A 19,037-nucleotide genomic window follows, 5' to 3' on the forward strand; every position below is an offset into this window, starting at 1 on the left:
GCAACTTAATTATAAACATGCAGAATTGTATGTCAAACTAGAGAAGAAATACATTTTTGGTAGTTCCAATAATTATATTTTTCACTTTTTATGTTACATGCGAGATTACAACAAACAAGGGGGTGTCCGAAGATGCGGACACCCCCTTGTTTATTCTCGAAAAAATATCCGATACCTTTTATCCCCAAAAGAGTTCTATCGTCTTGTCGTCTGGCTTTTTACCTATATAAGCACCAATAATAAACGCTATAAGCCCTATAGCAATTGTAGGAACAATCTGATGAGCTCCCATCCATTTTACTTTTGTAATAGTGAAATAGATGAAAGACCCGCATCCTGCAACAATAGATAAAATAGCACCCGTAGCATTTGCACGTTTCCAATAAAGGCCCAAAATCGTTGGCCAAAGGAAAACCGCTTCAAGACCACCAAAAGCAAAAAGGTTTATCCAGACCAATAAAGAAGGAGGTCTAAGCGCTGCTAAAAAGACCATCACACCCAATATACCTGTCACAACAAAGCTCATACGTCCTATTGCCGCTGGATTAACTTTTTCAGGTTCTTTAGAAATATAGTTTAAATAGAGATCTTTAATAATGGCTGCCGATGCAAGAATAAGCATAGAGTCCACTGTAGACATAATAGCTGCAAGTGGTCCTGCTATAAATATTCCGGCCCAGAAAGGAGAAAGAAGATGGATCGTTAAGGTTGGAACTGCAAGGTCTCCCACTTCGATATTAGGAACGACAGCTCGTCCTAACGCCCCCACCATATGCATACAGAGCATAAGAAACCCTACAATAAATGTTCCAACAATCATGGCATTGTGCATTGATCGGGCATCTTTATATCCCATACATTTTACTGTTGTTTGCGGAAGCCCTAGTATGGCAAATCCCACGAGAACCCAAAAGGAAAGAATAAAGGGTTTTGATATAAAATTATTGGGCCCAAATGGAGTTATCAGGGCAGGATCAATTTCATGAAGTTTCTGTATTACTGAGGTCATTCCTCCGCCTGCATGGACGACGCTCCAAAGTAAGGCAATTGATGCAACAACCATCATAGAACCCTGAATTGTATCGGTAAGGACAACAGCTCTAAAACCACCAACTGTCGTATATATAATAACCGTCACACCAAAGATAATCAGACCTACAAGGTAAGGATATCCTGTAATGCTCTGAAAAAGTCTCGCACCCCCAATAAACTGGGCGAGCATAGAAGCCATGAAAAAGACAAGCAATGCAATCGAAGAAAGAATAACAACGGCATCGTTGCGATATCGTGCCCTTAAAAACTCTGTAACTGTTACTGCATTAATGCGGCGAGCAATAATAGCAAATTTTTTCCCCAAAACGCCTAACGTTAAAAAAGCAGTAGGGACCTGAATCATAGCGAGAAGAATCCAGCCCAATCCCATTTTATAGGCAACCCCCGGGCCACCTACAAAGCTACTAGCGCTGGTATAGGTAGTTATAATCGCCATGGCTAAAACAAAACCGCCCATGGAGCGGCTTCCAAGAAAATACTCTTCAACAAAACTTTTTGTATCGTGAGTTTTTTTACCTATCTTTCGACTCCAGAGCGCTATAGCCATAACACCGGCAAGATAAAGGACGAGAGGTAAAATCATATAGAATCGTTGCGTCATAGTTCTTCACGACCTTCCTTGTCTGGTGATTCTTCAAGCGAAATATCTTTAAAGAATAATCTAACCACTCCCCAAACAAGAAAAGAAATTCCAATATATCCAACAATGCAACTATAAAAGAACCATGATGGCATGCCAAAAACATACGTATACGACGACGGGTCGCCACTTCCTAAACCGTAGGCTGTTCCATACCACCAAGCAAAAAAGACACCGTAAAGAGCAAGTGAAATAAGAGCTTCTTTATTCGCTTGATTGTACCGGCCTGTTTTCTTCACTCTTATTGCCTCCTTTACTTTCCCTTCATTTTAAAATGGCCGCCCCAACACCCTTTGAGATCAGATATACACACAAAACCTTTTGCACCTATAATTTCTGAAATCTGAGGAATATCAGAACGATGACAAATGACTTTAACAACATAGCGAAGTCCCGCGCGACCTTGTCCAACGAGAACAGTTGCACCGAAACCGGCTTTGCGAATTTGCTCAATAACTAATCGGGTTTCTTGGTTTCGTTCTAAAATGATTTCAAGAGTAACGAAAGCATTAAGTAATTTTTCTTCCAAAAGAGAGCCCATAAAGTTACCTGCTCCATACCCTCCTGCGTAGGCGATAAGTTGAGGGAAGGTCAGGGAGCCACCTCCACCAAGAATATAACCGAGAACAGACATGTAGATCATTACTTCAAGAAAACCGATTGTTGCCGCAAGCCGCCGTCTTCCTCTCACAAGAAAAAGGATCCTCACCGTTCCAAGACTGACATCAAGAATACGAGCGCTAAAGATAAGTGCAAGTCCGAGCAAATCCATGACGCATCATTCTCCTAATTTTATGTAAAGGGAAGGCGGACAGCTCTCTGTCCGCCTTATGCTGTCTGCCAAACTCCGTTCGTAAGAAAAATTACTTTTTCTCTATAATTTCTACCTTATATTCTTTGCGAAGACGCTCTGTTTCTTCAAGATATATTTTAGAACGTTTATCTTTAAGAATGTTAGCCTCTATCTGACCTTTCACGTCTTCAAAAGACTTTAACGAAGCAGGCTTTTTATCTTCAAGCCTGATAATGTGCCACCCAAACTGGCTCTGTACAGGAGCACTTATTTCGCCCTTTTTAAGGGCTTCTGTAGCTTTACTGAATTCAGGAACAACTTGATCACCTTGGAAATAACCTAAATCTCCCTTTTGTTGTTTTGAAGGGCAAGTTGAATACTTTTCAACGGCCTCTTCAAAAGAAAGCTTCTTTGTCTCTATCTCTTCTCGAATCTTTTTTGCTTCCTCTTCGCTTGCCACTAAAATATGGCTTGCTCTCATCTGTGCAGGGATATTAAATTCTGTCAGATGCACAGCGTAATAATCTTTTGCTTCTTTTTCCGTTACGGCAGCTTTACTCAGCATCTTCTCCACGGCAGTCTGACGCAGTAACTCCCTTTTTATATTCTCAAGGCGCTCCATAAATACAGGATCTTTTTCAAGGTTATTATCCTTGGCCCAACGAGCAAAAACTTCGAGATTGATCAACTCGTCTAATATAGCCTTACGTCCTTGCTCATTCTCGTAGTACATGCGCTGCTGAGGATCAAGAGAGTTGATTATATCGTCAACATTCTGTTCTTTTATCTCTACATCGCCTACCCGAGCCAATACGTTGTTCTTTTCATTTTTCGCTTCTTGAGCTCCCGCCATGCTTCCCCAAGCCATCATCACTATGACAGCCATTACACATAAAACTCTCATATTTTTTTTCATACATATCCCTCCAAACCATACGATGCACTGAAACGTTGCCAGTGTATCACAGGCTCTCATCGTCGTCATTCAACAAAGACGAAAGAAAACATACTACATCTTCAGCTTGCATTTCCTTTGCATCTTCACCATAGTGAACTTCCACTATTCCTTCTGCCGCTTTGCGTCCTACAACGACTTTGACAGGAATTCCGAAAAGTTCAAAATCAGCGAATTTTGCCCCCGCTCGTTCATTCCTATCATCAAAAAGGACAACAATCCCATTTTGTGCCATCTCCAGATAAAGATTGGTAGCCAGGTTCATTGCCACTTCATCTTTCACCGACGGAACAATAATATCTACATCGAATGGCGCCAAACCAAAGGGATATGTTTTCTCTCGTGCCAGAGCTGTTAGGATACTGTTAAGATCGATCCAGCCTTTCCATAATGTGCATCTCTCGGTTTGTCCCTGTTGATCCTGGTAAGGGATCCCCTCAATGTCACTCTTTTCGCTCCATACTGCTGCTACTTTGTTCCATAAAAAAGGTTGAAGCTCAAGCCCACAACGTGGACAATTCATTCCTTCACGAAGAAGAGCAACATCACCAATATGCTTTGTTTTAAAATCTCTTCCCCACGTAACTCCTGTGAGGTGATAGTTGGGTTTATTAGCTCCCGTAACAACACCGCTACATCCTTCTATACTTATATCAGCGACTAGACAAACTCTTTCAGGAAGTCCTACAGGGCCAAGATAACCTGGTTTCTGCCCCATTACCGACATGAGTTCGTTCTCTTCTGCTATTCGAACCTTCTTGACCTTTAAAAAGAGAGCCAGCTTTTCTTCACTTATATGCAGATCTCCTCGAATAAGCACTGCTACAGGTCTCCAGCCATCATCAACTTCAGCCATATAAAACATGGTCTTTACTGTTTGTTCAGCAGGAATATGCAAAAATTCGCATAGTTCTTCTATAGAACTTGCATTTGGGGTATGAATTTCTTGCCGAACCATCTCTTTCTCTGTTCGATAAGGTTTGCTTTGTTCTATTCGTGCATTTTCAGTACCCGTCCAGCCACACGATGAGCAGGCAACTCCATTTTCGACTGCAATATACTGATCTGAAGCCTTCAAAGCAACGTAATTTCCGTCAGTACCCAACGTTTCATCGCTCATAACGATGCTTGGAAGATTTAAATTTTGTAATATGTTATCTATAGTATGAACTATCTCCTGTTGCGCCTCTTTGCCAGAAGCAGTCTCTATTCCTCCTAGAAGAAGCAAACCTTGCCGAAGCTCCATAAAGTTCAGAGGCAAATCTCGATAACTTTGTACTGCACGTTGGGCAAGGGCATATAAGCCATCTTTCTTGTAAAGGAGAGAGTCAAGTTGTTGAAAATTTTCTTCCATTAACGCATGCAGAAAGGTCCAAGCAACATTTTCTCGCAATATGGAGCCAAGAGGCAGCAAGTTCCACTCTTCATTTTGAAAATCCAGGGCATACCCACTTCTAATGAGACGAATAACACCTGGATCTTGCCAACCAGCTGGTGCTTTTTTTAATGTCGGCGTAAGCAAAGAAGTCATTTTCATTGAAATATCCTCCCAAAAATGTTGTGTAATCTAAATACTTAATCCATAAAATATTGACTGTAAGCCAATATGAAAAGAGCAACCGCCCAAACAATATCAAGAATAGCACGGCCAGTCTGCCCCATACGAAATCGCCGAAAAGAGATAAAAAGCAGGGCTACACCACATAAAATTACAATTATAGGAGCAAGCGTAGTAGCAAAAAATTGCATAAGGGCTACCACCTTTCATGAAGGATTTCTGCCACAAGACGACGTGCAGTAGGAGTAATAGCTAAGCCGCCATGAGCAGTCTCTCGTAAAGATTCTGGCAGAGCACGTCCCACCTGAGCCATGGCATCAATAACTTCGTCAGCAGGAATAATAGATTTTATCCCTGCTAGAGCCATATCTGCCGCAAGAGCCGCCACCGAAACAAGAAGTCCATTTCTCTTAATACATGGAGATTCTACTAAGCCTCCCACAGGATCGCAGACAAGTCCAAGCACTGATTTAAAAGTGAGAGCAACGCTTTGTTCTATAGCTTCAGAAATACCTCCATGCATAGCAACCAAAGCGGCAGCTCCCATAGCCGCTGCGGCTCCACATTCAGCCTGACATCCACCTTCTGCTCCAGCCAACGTTGCTCTAGATGCTATAACAGACCCGATAGATCCGGCAACAATCAATCCGTCAAGAAGTGTCTTATCCTGCGTGGCAAAGATATCTTTATGGGCAAAAAGAAGCCCTGGCAAAATACCACAGCTTCCGGCAGTAGGAGCTGCAACAATACGCCCCATAGCTGCATTATATGTTGCTACCGCCAATGCAATCTCACTCGCTCGCAATATATATTGGCCTGAAAGATTCTTTTCTTTCTGAGCATACGAAGCTAATTTTCCTCGATCAGATCGAACTATTTTGCCATTCCATTCATGTTCAAGGGCATCGTGAACAGATTTTTCCATATCAACAAGACGGCTTTTCATCCTTTCACGAATGCGATCGACTGGAAGGCCTGTCTCTTGTTCCTCCTGCGACAAAACAACTTCAACAAAAGAGCTCTTTTGATTCAAGCTCTGGGCAACAAGTTCAGAAATAGACCTCATTCTATGTTACCTCCCTGGTTATAGAGAGCTAGGACTCGTTCCATTGATGGATGAGCCTTTTCTACGGCTTCTCTGACACTCTCATCGGGAGATGTCGGTAAATCCAATTCGATAACAAGAGAAGCTTTGCCACCTTTTGATTTTCTATGGAGACTTAATGTTGCAATATTAATTTTCATATCGGCAAAAAGTTTTGTAACAGCAGCTACAACCCCCTGAGTATCACGATGAAACGTTATGAGAGAGGGAAGCTCTCCAGAAACACTAACCTGAAAGCCATCTATCTGTTGTAATTCTACGGCCCCTCCTCCAATAGACGCACCTATAATCTCTAGAGTTCGACCGTCTTTACCTGTAAAGACAAATCGAGCTGAGTTTGGATGGGCTCCATCTATATTTTCAGTATCGAAACGATAGTTAAATCCTCTTTCTTTTGCAATAGACAAAGCATCCCGCAAACGAATATCATCAGGAGCCATGTCGAGGAGTCCCGCAACAAGAGCCCTATCTGTACCATGACCGTAACTTGTGTATGCAAAACTGCCCCTTAAAAAAATTTCAACACTCTCTAAAGGATCGTCTCCCCAGCAAGCCAAAGCCAACCGGCTTAAACGAGCCGCGCCTGCAGTATGGCTCGAAGAAGGCCCTATCATTACAGGGCCTATAATATCTGTAAGTGCCATAAAACATCCTCCTTTATTTCAGAACCATCTTTTTCTCCCCAGCCTGATAAATATCAGACAATTCCTTATATATGCGATCTAATTTTTCAAGTCTCGCCATTGCCAACTCAGATTCACCCATAGCTGATGCTATTTCTTTCAAGGCAAAACTTTTAAAAAAGCTGTTACTTCGACTGGGATGGGGACAATTAAAAACTTCATTAAGAATTTGAATATCATAAGGGATATGGAAGGCATCTCGTGTCTCTTCATACTCGAAAAGAAAATATATTTCTGGGAAACCAGACCAGGCGATAGAAGACAGGCACATTGAACATGGCTCGTGAGTGGAAAGAAAGAGACAATCTTCAGGATCTGGATGAGAGGGAAGTTCAAAAAATTTTTTTATTGTGTAGACTTCACCGTGCCATAATGGATTCCATCCTTCGTGGTTTGTTCCTGCTACTACGAGAGAAAGATCTGAGCGAAGTAAAATGGCCGCACCAAAAATTTTATGACCATGGCTGACTGCCAAACGAGTCTGAGGAACAATATCATCTTCAATGACATTGAGCATTCTCCAAAATATCTTTTCTTTTTCCATTATCCTCCCTCCTTTGGCAACATTATATCCTGAAGTTCTCATCCCTGGATGCAAAGAAAGGTCTTATTAAATTTAAAGAAATTAATATTTGAAGTTTGAAGTTATTTGTGTTATTTTCAAATTGATAAGAATTATTTATTTATTCTTTAGATTTTGTTTTTTGTCGATTGCGCCACACAGGCGTGTCAGGAGTGCTCTCTTACAAAACAACCCCAAAAAGAATAATGGAGGTGAACTATATGAACGCATTAACTATAGTGTGGCTCCTTGTTGGCGTGGGTATGATCGCAGCAGTTCTAATCATCAAGAAAAAGCGGAACGACGAAGAAACAAATAACTAGTACCAAACCCTTTTGGGCGTTGGAATTTATGGGTAGTATCTTCGTTATAGCTTGTTCCTGCGCCCCATAACTATTTCTTTTATACCCCCCCACAGTAAGCCTTTTTACCGATAGTCAAAAATTCTCTTTTGGAAGATAATACGATTAAAATATCGTTTAAAAGAGGAGGAATGCCCATGAAATCTCAGAAGGTCCGTCTGATTGTTCAGATAAGCTTTCTTGCCTTTCTTACGTGGGTAGGATATCGACACCAACTTCTTGGAGGCGGCCCAGAAGGCGTGCCACCAGTTGATGCATTATGTCCCTTTGGCGGCATAGAGGGCCTTTACGCCTATTTAAAAACAGGAACGTGGCTTCGACGATTAGCACCAAGCTCTCTTATTTTGTTTATTGGTATTGTAGCCATAACAATTCTCGTAGGTCGCATCTTTTGTAGTTGGATATGTCCTTTGGGAACGTTAGGAGAACTTTCTGCCAAAGGTGCGAGAAAACTGGGTATTACTCAACGGGAACTTCCTCCTTCTATCGATAAACCTGCACGGTATTTAAAATATATTGTTCTTTTCGTTATTATCTTCTTTACATGGCGTCTTGGTACTCTTGCTTGGCGAGATTACGATCCATGGGTTGCCTGGATGCATTTAAGTGCCGGTTGGGGGGAAATGGTAGAAAAACCGTGGGCATTTATCATTCTCTTTGGCACAGTTATTATTGCCAGTTTCTGGATTGAACGGTTTTGGTGTCGTTATCTTTGTCCATTAGGAGCACTTCTCGCTATCGGACAAAAATTAAGTTTCGTCAAAGTTCGAAGAAACGACTCTACGTGTATTCATTGCCATTTGTGTCATAAGACATGTCCTGTGAATCTTGATCCAGAATCTAAGGACGTTGAAAAGAGCGCAGAATGCATTTCGTGTGGACAATGTACCGACAAATGCCCTGTAGAGCAGACTCTCTATTTTGGAATCGGAAAGAAAAAGCTCTCCTCTTTCGCAATAGGAATAACAGGATTACTTCTATTTTTTGCTATTTATGGAGGTGCCCGCATTTCTGGAATGTGGATGACATACGCACCCTCCACAGTTGAAGCACAAATCAATCCCGCCGGAGGTATCTACGGCTGGATGACACTCAAACAAGTAGCAGAGACAGTAAAACTCTCTGAAGAAAAGGTCATAGAAATAGCGGAACTCCCGGCAGAGATTCCCCGAGATGTTTCATTGAAAAACATTGAAGGAGTGAACGATGAAGAACTTCGTGCATCTCTTGAAGCATATTTCGAAAAACAAATGAAACAACCTGCTGTAGAGTCAGCTGCTCCTCCCCTAAATCCAGAAGAAATAAAGGGATCTATGACATTGGGTGATGTGGCAAAAATGTATGATCTTGAAGCTGAAAGCATTTTAAAAGAAGTAGGCTGGCCTCTTGATGCTTCCCCAGATAAACCGCTCAAGGAATTAGCAGCCGAATATCAGATGGAGGTAAGTGTTATTAGGGAAGCCGTAAAAAAACTTTTGCAGGAATAGGCATATATAAACAATAGAGAACAAATACAAGGGAGCTTCTCTGTTTAAAGAGCGGCTCCCTCTTCTTTTTCAAGAAAAGATTCTATTCTAAAGCGAGGCAATGCCTCCGGAACATTGTTTTGCATCCACACAAGAAGCTGCTCCCGAACTTCACATCGCAACTCCCACGCATCTGAAGAATTTGAAGCGCTCATCAGTGCACGAAGCTGCATTGTCTTTTCTGTGCAATCGACAACTTGTAAAACGTTTACACGATGATCCCACCATTCGGACTGTTCAAGAATGTCAGTTAAAACTTTTCGCATCTGGTCAATGCTTAAAGTGTAATCTGCATAGATATACACGTAGGCAAGAAGATCGGCTGATGTGCGTGTCCAATTCTGAAATGGCTTTTCGAGAAAATACGTTGTGGGAAGAATAAGACGTCGCGAATCCCATATTTTAAGCACAACATATGTAAATGTAATTTCTTCAACGCGTCCCCATTCCCCCTCAACAATTAAGACGTCATCCATGCGAATAGGTTGTGATATGGCAAGATGTATTCCCGCAAAAAGAGTTCCCACCGTTTTTTGGGCAGCTAAACCGATAATCACTCCTGCTATTCCAACAGATGCAAGAAGAGCTGATCCAATTCGTCTAAAGTTTTCAAAACCCATCAGGACAAAACAAAAAGCAACAATAAAAACAAGGATGATTAAGAGACGTTTAAAGACAAGAAATTGCGTCTGAATTTTACGGGCTCTTAGATTATCAGAAGAATCAAGGTTAAAATGCTTCGTGAATACTTTCTCCAAAAGATAAACACCACGGATTAAAAACCAGCCGCATGTTGCAACGAAAGCTATTCTGAAAGCGCTCATTACAAATTGGAACAACGATTTGGGAACATTTACTCCAACGATCGGGAAAAAAACAAGAACAAGAAGAATCAACGTCATGAAAAAAGAAGGTTTAAGAAAGAATCGAATCAGATCTTCACGCCACTCTGCGGAATCTTGATCATAACGATCCATTACAAAATCCTCCTTCCATAAAAAAAGCCCAGCTCCATAAGGAACCAGGCTTTTGAAATTTATCGAAGATGTTCTTTTATCGCCTCTCCGAGAAGTTGAATACCTCGTATAATTCTCTCGGGTGGCATATTGGAATAATTCAGGCGTAACGTATTTTCGTGTCCCCCGTTAGGGAAGAAAGCACCGCCTGGCACAAAGGCAACTTTTTTCTCGAGACATGTCATAAGTAAATCTCTGGCACTAAGCGTCTCTGGCAAAATGGCCCAAGTGAAAAGTCCCCCTTCGGGAATTGTAAATGAAACGGAAGAAGGGAATTCCACCTTCATTGTTTCTATCATAACGTTACATCGTTTTTTATACACATCAATAAGACGAGCTACATGAGCATCAAGATCATACATATCTATATAGGCGTTAATTTCATACTGGCTCAATGTTGGGGAATGAAGATCTGCTGCCTGTTTAAGATACGCAAATTTTTCATAGATATCCCCATCAGCGCAAAGCCATGCAATTCTCATCCCGGGGCAAAAAATCTTTGAAAATGTTCCAAGCAAAACAACTTTGCCCTCTTTATCAAAAGACTTGAGAGATGGAGGGACCTCTCCCTTGAATCGAAGTTCTCCATAAGGGTTATCTTCAATAACAACAATATCATAACGGCTTATAACATCCATGAAAGCCTTTCTTCTCTCAACGGTCCATGTTTTGCCTGTTGGATTCTGAAAATCAGGAATAACATAGATTGCCTTCGCTCTTTTTTCTCTCGTCAAAGCTTCTTCAAGGGCTTCAGGAACCATGCCATAATCATCTGTTTCGACTTCGACATAACGTGGATTATATCCGTTAAAAGCACTGAGAGCACCGAGATATGTGGGACTCTCACACAACACAACATCTCCATCATCAATAAGCATTTTACCTAAAAGATCAAGAGATTGTTGTGACCCGGTGGTAATCATAATATTGCCACTCTCCAAACGGGTCTGATATTTCCGGTTCATCCGGCTCGCAATCTTTTCCCGCAGAGGGGCGTATCCTTCTGTTGTCGAGTACTGCAAGGCTTTTGTTCCATCCTTCTCGAGAACCTGGGCAACAACCTCTTTCAACTCTTCTATCGGAAATAGTTCAGGAGCCGGAAGGCCACCAGCAAAAGAAATAATTTCAGGATCAGCCGTCACTTTAAGAATGGCAGCAATATCCGATGCCTGGAAATTTTTCATTCGCTCTGCAAAGACACATTTGTTCATAGTAGAGCCCTCCTGTCGTTTAAGAATTTTAGGGCGGATTATACCAAGAAAGAGGGCTTAATGGAAATAGAAATTTCTATTTCCTATATATTTTTGAATTTTTCTTCTTATTCTTCTCTCAGATGAAGAATTTTATCTGTGGCCTTTAGCCCAGAACCGGAGAGGAAAGCCACCGTTTTTTCTCCCCGTGAAAGTTTTTCTTGTTGTTGTAATCTCCACAAAGCTGCCCCAACAACAGCACTTGTGGGTTCTACATAAAAACCCGCACGAGCCAAAGCATAAAAAGCTTTCTCTATTTCATTATCGTCTACAGCCATAATAATCCCCTCTGTTTTTTTTATGGCATCAAGAACTTCTCGGCCACGAACAGGTTGTGACGAACTTATGCCTTCAGCAATAGTTTCTTCCTTATATATAGAGACAGGCTCGTTTTTACCCTGAATAAACGCTTCATAAAGAGGCGCACATTTTTTTGCCTGAACGGCAATAATCTGGGGTAGCCTCTCAATTCTTCCCGCTTCATAAAGATGCTGAAAAGCCAGATAGCACCCTATAACCAAGCTCCCTTGCCCTACCGGAACAATAATCTTGTCGGGAATCTCATAGCCAAGTTGTTCCCACACTTCAAAGGCATACGTTTTTACTCCGTGAACAAAATAGGGGCTCCAATTATGGCTGGCATAATAGATATCATTTGCCGCCTGCTCTGCTGCCTTTGTCGTATCTTCTCGGCTTCCTGGAACACGAACAAGTTCTGCACCATAACTTTCGATTTGTACGCACTTCCCTGCTGACGTATAGCCAGGGACAAAAATCTGGCAGTGAATACCTGCCCTGGCCGCATAAGCTGCCATAGCCGCTCCAGCATTCCCTGAAGAGTCTTCTATAATGGAAGATATGCCAAGCTCCTTAAGTTTGGTCATTTCATAGGCTATTCCCCTGTCTTTATATGAGCCTGAAGGGCAAACATAATCCAGCTTAAAAAAGATGGGAAAGCCTTCCAACTCTGAAAGGACAAGAGGAGTCATCCCTTCTCCAAAAGTAACAGGGTTTGTGTTCTTATTGAGGGGAAGAGCCTCTTCATAACGCCATAAAGAATGGGAACGAGAAGCAAGAAGTTCCGGAGAAGGGAAGGATGTCTGATCCACCTCTAAAAGGAGAGGCCCACCACATGAACATTTCCAAGGTTTTTCTTCCTCACTATAACGTTTTTGGCACCATTGACATTGAAGCATATGCTATCACTCCCTATACGCGAACACAGTCTTCCAAAGAATCTATGTTTACATCCTCAGATGTAAGCTTATGAGCCTCAAAAGCAGCCGTATATTTCAATCCACTCCCCGTCAAAATACAAGCCACCTGTTGGTTGGATGTAACAATTCCACGTTCTATCAAAATAGGTATTGCCGCTAAAGAGACAGCAGAAGCGGGCTGTACGAAGAGTCCCGTTCCAGCCAATTCCCGCTGGGCTTGAAGAATCTCTTTCTCAGGAACTGCCACAGCGACACCTTTTTGTCTGGATAAAACTCGCAAAACCTGATTTCCACTGGGTGGAAAAGGATTTTCAATAGCGTGGGCAATTGTATGGGGACTGGGAAACCTCTCTATGCTGTTAGCGTTTTTTTTATACGCTTCAACAATAGGGGCGCATCCTTCCGCCTGCGCCGCAACAATAAGAGGCATGTGGGGAATAAGACCTGACTTGTAAAATTCTCTAAAACCCTTTTCGATACCCCGTATATTTCCTCCCGCGCTTGTAGGGACAATAACCACATCGGGTACATTAAATTTTGTTTGTTCACAGATCTCAAAGGCTATAGTTTTAGATCCTTCCACTCTGAAAGGGACATCTGAATTCATAAAATAAATGCCGTATTTTTCTCCCAAGCGAAGGCTCTCTTCGTAAAGTAGGCTATAATCACCATAAACCTTAACGACTCGTGCATTATATATAGCTATAGGGTTGAGTTTCTCAATAGGAAGATCTTCTTTCACTAAAATGGTTGTTTCGAGATTCGCTCTTGCACCAAATGCAGCTACTGAGGCAGCCATATTTCCCGTAGATACTGTTCCAATACGATGGAATCCTAATTCCACAGCATGTCTTAGTGCCGATGCAGTTCCGCGGTCTTTAAAAGACCATGTTGGGTTAACTGTTTCGTTCTTTAAAAAGACGTTATGCACTCCTAATTTTTTGGATAAAGATGGTGATGAAAGAAGAGGTGTCATTCCTTCTCCTAAAGAAAAAGTATCACTGCAAGATTTGAATGGGAAAAAATTCTTGTACCGCTTAAAAATATCCGACGTTTCTTCAGCACAAATTTCTGTTGAAAAAAACTCTTCAACTTCAAGAGGTTCATGACACTTAGGGCATCTGGAAATATTTTTTCGAATGGGGAAAGATGTTCCACAAGCTGTGCATATAAATTTTTTTTCAGACATGGAGACGATAAACCTCCTTTATATCTTTTTAAAAATTATAACGTAATGAGAATCTTTATTTTTCTCTTTTCCTCCTTTTTTATATCTTGCATCTCCAATTTTTTCTGTCATACTATGCCTGCTTGTAATCAAAATACTAAGACTCAAAACCAAATCGGGGAGAGTGAAATCACACAAAAAAATAGTAAGGGGGTTGAGACAGGTTGACACGTGCGGCTGAACCTTTGATTCACGTTGAAAATCTGTGCAAGAGCTTTGAGGATGGAGAAGTTTTAAATGGAATCTCCATAGATATTAAAGAGGGAGATCTGGTCTCTATCATAGGACCGTCTGGATGTGGAAAATCAACGTTCTTACGGTGTCTCAACTGTCTCGAGTACATCGACTCAGGAACCATTACCATAGCCGGCGTTACAGTAAGCCGCACAGGTAAGGAAAAAAATCTGAACAAGAAGTTTCTAGAAGCATGCCATCTCATGAGACAAGAAGTGGGAATGGTGTTTCAAAGTTTTAATCTTTTTCCTCACAAAACCGTTCTTGAAAATGTCATGCTGGCACCTATGGTTGTCAAAAAAGCCAGTGAAGAAGAAGCACGTGAAACAGCCTTAAGACTACTTGAAAAAGTAGGTCTATCTGAACACATTCACAAATATCCAGCCACTTTATCTGGCGGGCAAACACAACGTGGAGCTATTGCCCGTGCCCTTGCAATGAATCCCAAAGTCATGCTATATGATGAACCGACATCAGCTCTTGATCCTGAACTTGTAGGAGAGGTTCTTCAGGTTATGAAAGATCTTGATGCTGAAGGTATGACTCAAATTATCGTTACTCATCACATGCGTTTCGCTCGAAATGCCTCTGATTACATTGTTTTTATGGATGGTGGAGAGATTGTCGAGTTGGCTGATGGCGATATTTTATTCGAATCGCCTCAAAATAAAAGAACGAAAGATTTTCTTCGACACCTTACAGAGGATGTAGCATAAATGAAGCATATTACGCGTGTTTTCTTTTCTCTTTTTCTTTTAGTTGTGATATTGGCATCTCCTTTAAAGGCTTCTGAAAAGCCTTTATTACGCTGGGGAGGAGACACTGAGGGCGGCGTTCCTTACATGTTCTACGATCCGTTTAATATGGATCGCCTTATTGGATATGAAGTAGAAATTATGGATGCCATTGCCGATTATCTGGGGATGAAAGCTGAATTTGTTCAAAACGGCTGGGATAATCTCATCCCCGGGCTAGAAAGGCATCTATATGATGTAACCATAGATGGTCTTGAAATTACACCGGAACATAAAGAAGTCGTAAACTTTTCTATTCCGTATTACTCTACGTTCCTGCAGCTTGCTGTTCGAAAGGGAACAAAAAACATAGAAACTCTGGAAGACTGCAAAGGTAAAGTTGTAGGAACACTGAAACAATCATATGCCTATTTCACTCTCGTTGAAGCTGGCATTCAAGACATTCGAACATACGAAGACGAGATCAATGCTTTTAATGACCTCGAAAACGGACGATTGGACGCCACACTTTTTGACGATCCTATCGCCGTATACTATGCCGGTTTTAATCCGGAGATTGTCTTTGTCGGACCTCCTGTCGGTCGCATGGACTACGGCATTGCCGTTCGCAAAGAAGATAAGGAACTACTCTCTAAAATCAATGAAGCTATTGTCTACCTTCGAGATAGCGGAAAATTAAGAGAGATTTATGACCGCTGGAATCTCTGGAGTCCGATGATGGCTGAAATGTTTCAAGATTTTTCGCCACGAAATGTTGAAGCCTCTATGTTTAATTACTGGGCAGAGCATCAAAAACCGGAAATTACATGGGAAAAGCGTATAAACAGATATACGAGTTTTCTCCCCATTCTAGGAAAAGCAGCGCTGGTTACTATTAAGGTTTCTATTGCAGCTATGGTTTTGGCTATTTTACTTGGGCTGATCTTAGCCATGACTAAGATTTTTGGCCCTACGTTCTTTTCTCGTATTGCCATTGCCTATATAGAAGCCATTCGAGGAACACCTGTTTTAATACAGCTCTTTTTCATTTTCTACGGACTCCCTAATATTGGGATTAAGTTAAGTCCATTTGTTGCAGGCGTTCTCGGCCTTGGTCTTAACTATGCAGCCTATGAAGCTGAAAACTACCGGGCAGGGTTACTTTCTGTTCCCCGTCAACAAATGGAAGGAGCACTTGCCCTCGGGATGACACGTTGGCAAGCATTAAAACATGTTGTTTTACCACAGGCAGTAAGGGTTGCCCTGCCTCCAGTAACCAACGACTTTATTTCTCTTTTAAAAGATTCTTCCTTGGTTTCGGTTATTACCATGGTTGATCTCACAAAAGCCTACGGCCAGCTTGCTACAACTTATTATGACTATTTCGGAACGGGAATTATTGTCGCTGTTATATACTTTTTACTCGGCTTGCCCTTTGTTCGGCTCGCCCGGTGGACAGAGAAGAAAATGGCTGTTGCTGTAAAGGGTGGAAAAACACAGAAAAATTCCAACTCCTTTGTTGGGAAAAAACCAGGAAGCTACTAAAATAAAAGATAAAAAGAAGGGGCTGCTTTTTTGCAGCCCCTTTATTGTTCATATTTCAGGAAAAGGTGTTCTTGTTTCTTCTTTATATGTTATAAGGCTTACAGCAAGAATAACAATTCCACACGCTACTGAACCTGCAATGGATGGACTAAGATGTAAAGGGGACCCTATAAGTCTCCAGCAAGTACTTCCCACAAATCCTGCAATTATTCCTGCAGCGACACCAATTTTTGTTGCTTTTTTCCAATAAAGAGCTGCAAGAGCTGGAAAGCCTAAAGAAGCAGCATAGAAGGTCCATGAAAACATCAAAGCAGCGTAAGCCTGGCGAATATAAAGAGCAATAATCAGCGCGCCAAACCCCAAAAGGATGGTAAAGATTCTAGATAAAAAAAGCTCTTTTTTATCATCAAGATTTTTTGATAGAGCTTTTATTATATCTGAAACTATAGTCTGAACAGAAATAAGAAGATATGTATCTGCTGTAGACATTAATACAGCCATTAAAGCTGCAATAGTAATGCCAGTAATTCCTACAGGAAGATAATGAATAACCATTGCCGGCACTGCCGCATCGGCGGTTCCATACTTTTCTATAATATCCGGAAGAAGAACTACGGCGCAAAGAGAGATAAAAACACTGATAATGATTGTAAAGCCATAGATTGTATTTCCCAAAAGCATACCTTTCTTTGCATCTTGAGGACTTTTAGCAGCGAAGGCCCGTTGCCACATTTCTGCTCCAGCAAGGGTGAAAAGGAGATTGGTAAATATCCACCCTATGATTTTAGGCGAGATGTTAAATTGAAGCATGTGATCTGGAATTGAATGAAAAAGTTGAGTAACACCCCCAACCTTCGAAACACAAATAAAAGGAAGTATCATATAGACAAAAACTATAAGCACTAAAAATTGAACGACATCCGTGTAAACGACGCCATATAAACCGGAAAAGAATGTATATGTAACAAAAACCGAAACTCCGATCCATGCTCCTGCTTCATAAGAAATTCCACCGAGAGTTTTCAATATCGTTGCGGTAGCCGTAATTTGTGAGCCAACCGTAGCCATCATTGTAAATGCAACAAGAGCAGCAGTCATTAAAGCGATTTTGGGACCAAAACGGAATCTCATGAGATCAGGAATTGAGCCTATATTAAATTTTTTGCCAACTGATTGTATTCGCCCTGATATAAGAGAAAAAACATACATTCCTATGAGATAAGGTACCGCCAAGAGAATGCCAACAACTCCATCAGAATAAACTATACCTCCTCGTCCAATCAAGGAAGCCCCACCTATAATTGAGGCAGATACAGTAGCCATAATTACGAGAAAACCGAGGCTTCGATTAGCTAAGTAATAGTCAGTTGTTCCAGATATTTTTTCCTTGAAATGGAAACCAATGTAGAGAACAACAACAAAATACAGCGCAATCATTGCTCCATCCATTACAGCTATTTTATACATCCAATCTCCCCTCATTTTCTCAAATACCAATAAGGAATTGAGGGCAGAAGAATCTGCCCCAATTCCTTGCTGAAGTTTATGCGCGTATTAAAATAAAACTTTTACTAGAAAAGACGTGCCTTCTCCATAAGAGACAAAACAACTCCTATATTCTTCTTCTCTGCCTCTTCATATACTTTCTGACCAAGGACCATGTCTTCAATAGCCATACCAATATTTATTGCTAGAATTCGCTCAGAATCATTTTCTCGCCCTTTCTTTCTTCCTGTGACGACCTCCCCAAGTTCGCCATAAATTGTTGGTTTTGCGTGAAACGCTCCTTGCATATTTTCATACCAATATGTCGTCTGACCAATATCATCAGTAATAAACTTATCTATCCCTTCAATAACATCACCATACCAAGCACGTGCAGCCTCTAGCCCGAAACCTAAGAATCCCTCTTTTAGCCAATCGAAACGAATGGTAGGGACTTCAACTCCAGCAGTCAGAACAAGATCTGAATCACGAATAGCGGATTCCAGGTCTTCCGCTTTTTCTACCTCTACATTCAAAAATGTAGAGATATCTCTCTTATAAGCCTCCACTGATTCTTCGAACTTATCGTAGGCATATATTTTTTCAAGACCAGGAAGGACCTCTTTTATCATAATGGCATTAAATCTTCCTTGTACCCCTGTTCCAAGCACTGTAAGGGTTTTTGAATCTTTTCGAGCACAATATTTAGCAGTAATAGCCGTAACAGCTGCTGTTCGCACAGCAGTAATCCAACGACAATCCATAATACAAAGAGGCATGCCTGTCTTTGCATCGTTCATAATTTGAAGGCCAGCGATGTGGGGCAAATCATGCTTGTAATTCTCAGGATAGCCGCTAACCCATTTCAACCCACAAATATCCTGATCTTTTACCCATGCAGGCATGGCATGAATAAAACATGAAGGGCGCGTATGAACTCCAGGTTTCGGAGGCATTTCAATCTCTTTATTTCCATGAGCAACGAGAGCAGTTTCTACCACATCAATAATGGTCTTATAATCAAGGCCAAGTCCCATAACATCTTCTTGTGACAAATATCTGAAATTCACCTTTTTCATAGAGAACACCCC

18 protein-coding genes are annotated in these 19,037 nt (G+C 41.3%); 3 read left to right on the plus strand and 15 right to left on the minus strand.

Annotated elements, in window-relative coordinates; all coding sequences use genetic code 11:
- Positions 1-178: 178 nt before the first annotated feature.
- The 9 genes from panF to VB083_RS06620 form a co-directional block, all read right to left on the minus strand.
- The gene (gene panF / locus VB083_RS06580) at positions 179-1,654 is read right to left on the minus strand and encodes a sodium/pantothenate symporter (RefSeq protein ID WP_213691443.1); all 1,476 of its coding nucleotides are present in this window, start codon (positions 1,652-1,654) and stop codon (positions 179-181) included.
- Positions 1,651-1,932, minus strand: a complete 282-nt coding sequence (locus tag VB083_RS06585) for a YhdT family protein (RefSeq protein ID WP_213691444.1) — start codon at positions 1,930-1,932, stop codon at positions 1,651-1,653. Before VB083_RS06585 ends, panF begins: the two co-directional genes overlap by 4 nt.
- 14 nt (positions 1,933-1,946) lie before the next feature.
- Positions 1,947-2,465 (minus strand): DUF2179 domain-containing protein, encoded by a 519-nt coding sequence (locus VB083_RS06590; protein WP_213691445.1) that lies wholly within the window; start codon positions 2,463-2,465, stop codon positions 1,947-1,949.
- Between the two features lie 91 nt (positions 2,466-2,556).
- Positions 2,557-3,402, minus strand: coding sequence for a peptidylprolyl isomerase (locus VB083_RS06595; RefSeq protein ID WP_213695603.1), 846 nt, complete (start codon positions 3,400-3,402; stop codon positions 2,557-2,559).
- Between the two features lie 46 nt (positions 3,403-3,448).
- The gene (locus VB083_RS06600) at positions 3,449-4,978 is read right to left on the minus strand and encodes a YbaK/EbsC family protein (RefSeq protein ID WP_323401885.1); all 1,530 of its coding nucleotides are present in this window, start codon (positions 4,976-4,978) and stop codon (positions 3,449-3,451) included.
- 38 nt (positions 4,979-5,016) lie between these two features.
- Positions 5,017-5,190, minus strand: a complete 174-nt coding sequence (locus tag VB083_RS06605) for a hypothetical protein (RefSeq protein ID WP_213691685.1) — start codon at positions 5,188-5,190, stop codon at positions 5,017-5,019.
- 5 nt (positions 5,191-5,195) lie between these two features.
- Positions 5,196-6,065: an L-serine ammonia-lyase, iron-sulfur-dependent, subunit alpha gene (sdaAA, locus tag VB083_RS06610; protein WP_213691684.1), complete on the minus strand. Its 870-nt coding sequence runs from the start codon at positions 6,063-6,065 to the stop codon at positions 5,196-5,198.
- Positions 6,062-6,748, minus strand: coding sequence for an L-serine ammonia-lyase, iron-sulfur-dependent subunit beta (gene sdaAB / locus VB083_RS06615; protein WP_213691683.1), 687 nt, complete (start codon positions 6,746-6,748; stop codon positions 6,062-6,064). The genes sdaAA and sdaAB overlap by 4 nt, the downstream gene beginning before the upstream one ends.
- A 13-nt stretch (positions 6,749-6,761) precedes the next feature.
- Positions 6,762-7,331: a nucleoside deaminase gene (locus tag VB083_RS06620; RefSeq protein WP_213691682.1), complete on the minus strand. Its 570-nt coding sequence runs from the start codon at positions 7,329-7,331 to the stop codon at positions 6,762-6,764.
- A 517-nt stretch (positions 7,332-7,848) separates the two neighbouring features.
- On the opposite strand from VB083_RS06620, the gene VB083_RS06625 reads away from it, so the two are divergent.
- Positions 7,849-9,198 (plus strand): 4Fe-4S binding protein, encoded by a 1,350-nt coding sequence (locus VB083_RS06625; RefSeq protein ID WP_213691681.1) that lies wholly within the window; start codon positions 7,849-7,851, stop codon positions 9,196-9,198.
- A 44-nt stretch (positions 9,199-9,242) separates the two neighbouring features.
- Here the strand turns inward: VB083_RS06625 and VB083_RS06630 are convergent, their stop codons facing one another.
- From VB083_RS06630 to thrC, 4 genes are all read right to left on the minus strand, one after another.
- Positions 9,243-10,214, minus strand: coding sequence for a mechanosensitive ion channel family protein (locus tag VB083_RS06630; protein ID WP_213691680.1), 972 nt, complete (start codon positions 10,212-10,214; stop codon positions 9,243-9,245).
- Positions 10,215-10,273: 59 nt separating this feature from the next.
- Complete coding sequence (locus tag VB083_RS06635) at positions 10,274-11,464, minus strand: PLP-dependent aminotransferase family protein (protein WP_213691679.1); 1,191 nt, start codon at positions 11,462-11,464, stop codon at positions 10,274-10,276.
- A 107-nt stretch (positions 11,465-11,571) separates the two neighbouring features.
- Positions 11,572-12,699 (minus strand): threonine synthase, encoded by a 1,128-nt coding sequence (locus tag VB083_RS06640; RefSeq protein WP_323401886.1) that lies wholly within the window; start codon positions 12,697-12,699, stop codon positions 11,572-11,574.
- A gap of 13 nt (positions 12,700-12,712) precedes the next feature.
- The gene (gene thrC / locus VB083_RS06645; RefSeq protein ID WP_213691677.1) at positions 12,713-13,909 is read right to left on the minus strand and encodes a threonine synthase; all 1,197 of its coding nucleotides are present in this window, start codon (positions 13,907-13,909) and stop codon (positions 12,713-12,715) included.
- A 203-nt stretch (positions 13,910-14,112) separates the two neighbouring features.
- Here thrC and VB083_RS06650 point away from each other — a divergent pair, with 203 nt between their 5' ends.
- Positions 14,113-14,898, plus strand: coding sequence for an amino acid ABC transporter ATP-binding protein (locus tag VB083_RS06650; RefSeq protein ID WP_307879616.1), 786 nt, complete (start codon positions 14,113-14,115; stop codon positions 14,896-14,898).
- Positions 14,899-16,461 carry an ABC transporter substrate-binding protein/permease gene (locus VB083_RS06655; RefSeq protein WP_213691676.1) on the plus strand — a complete coding sequence of 521 codons (1,563 nt, stop codon included), beginning with the start codon at positions 14,899-14,901 and terminating at the stop codon, positions 16,459-16,461.
- Between the two features lie 48 nt (positions 16,462-16,509).
- Here the strand turns inward: VB083_RS06655 and VB083_RS06660 are convergent, their stop codons facing one another.
- Both VB083_RS06660 and VB083_RS06665 read right to left on the minus strand, forming a co-directional pair.
- The gene (locus VB083_RS06660; RefSeq protein WP_323401887.1) at positions 16,510-17,928 is read right to left on the minus strand and encodes a sodium:solute symporter family protein; all 1,419 of its coding nucleotides are present in this window, start codon (positions 17,926-17,928) and stop codon (positions 16,510-16,512) included.
- A gap of 104 nt (positions 17,929-18,032) precedes the next feature.
- Positions 18,033-19,025, minus strand: a complete 993-nt coding sequence (locus tag VB083_RS06665; protein ID WP_213691776.1) for an ornithine cyclodeaminase family protein — start codon at positions 19,023-19,025, stop codon at positions 18,033-18,035.
- Between the last annotated feature and the right edge of the window lie 12 nt (positions 19,026-19,037).

Source organism: Aminobacterium sp. (assembly GCF_034926885.1).
GTDB lineage: Bacteria > Synergistota > Synergistia > Synergistales > Aminobacteriaceae > Aminobacterium.

Coding starts and splice junctions, on each gene's coding strand:
- panF (WP_213691443.1), bottom strand. CDS start 1,654: ATGACGCAACGATTCTATATGATTTTACCTCTCGTCCTTTATCTTGCC.
- VB083_RS06590 (WP_213691445.1), bottom strand. CDS start 2,465: ATGGATTTGCTCGGACTTGCACTTATCTTTAGCGCTCGTATTCTTGAT.
- VB083_RS06595 (WP_213695603.1), bottom strand. CDS start 3,402: ATGAAAAAAAATATGAGAGTTTTATGTGTAATGGCTGTCATAGTGATG.
- VB083_RS06600 (WP_323401885.1), bottom strand. CDS start 4,978: ATGAAAATGACTTCTTTGCTTACGCCGACATTAAAAAAAGCACCAGCT.
- VB083_RS06605 (WP_213691685.1), bottom strand. CDS start 5,190: ATGCAATTTTTTGCTACTACGCTTGCTCCTATAATTGTAATTTTATGT.
- sdaAA (WP_213691684.1), bottom strand. CDS start 6,065: ATGAGGTCTATTTCTGAACTTGTTGCCCAGAGCTTGAATCAAAAGAGC.
- sdaAB (WP_213691683.1), bottom strand. CDS start 6,748: ATGGCACTTACAGATATTATAGGCCCTGTAATGATAGGGCCTTCTTCG.
- VB083_RS06620 (WP_213691682.1), bottom strand. CDS start 7,331: ATGGAAAAAGAAAAGATATTTTGGAGAATGCTCAATGTCATTGAAGAT.
- VB083_RS06625 (WP_213691681.1), top strand. CDS start 7,849: ATGAAATCTCAGAAGGTCCGTCTGATTGTTCAGATAAGCTTTCTTGCC.
- VB083_RS06630 (WP_213691680.1), bottom strand. CDS start 10,214: ATGGATCGTTATGATCAAGATTCCGCAGAGTGGCGTGAAGATCTGATT.
- VB083_RS06635 (WP_213691679.1), bottom strand. CDS start 11,464: ATGAACAAATGTGTCTTTGCAGAGCGAATGAAAAATTTCCAGGCATCG.
- VB083_RS06640 (WP_323401886.1), bottom strand. CDS start 12,699: ATGCTTCAATGTCAATGGTGCCAAAAACGTTATAGTGAGGAAGAAAAA.
- thrC (WP_213691677.1), bottom strand. CDS start 13,909: ATGTCTGAAAAAAAATTTATATGCACAGCTTGTGGAACATCTTTCCCC.
- VB083_RS06655 (WP_213691676.1), top strand. CDS start 14,899: ATGAAGCATATTACGCGTGTTTTCTTTTCTCTTTTTCTTTTAGTTGTG.
- VB083_RS06660 (WP_323401887.1), bottom strand. CDS start 17,928: ATGTATAAAATAGCTGTAATGGATGGAGCAATGATTGCGCTGTATTTT.
- VB083_RS06665 (WP_213691776.1), bottom strand. CDS start 19,025: ATGAAAAAGGTGAATTTCAGATATTTGTCACAAGAAGATGTTATGGGA.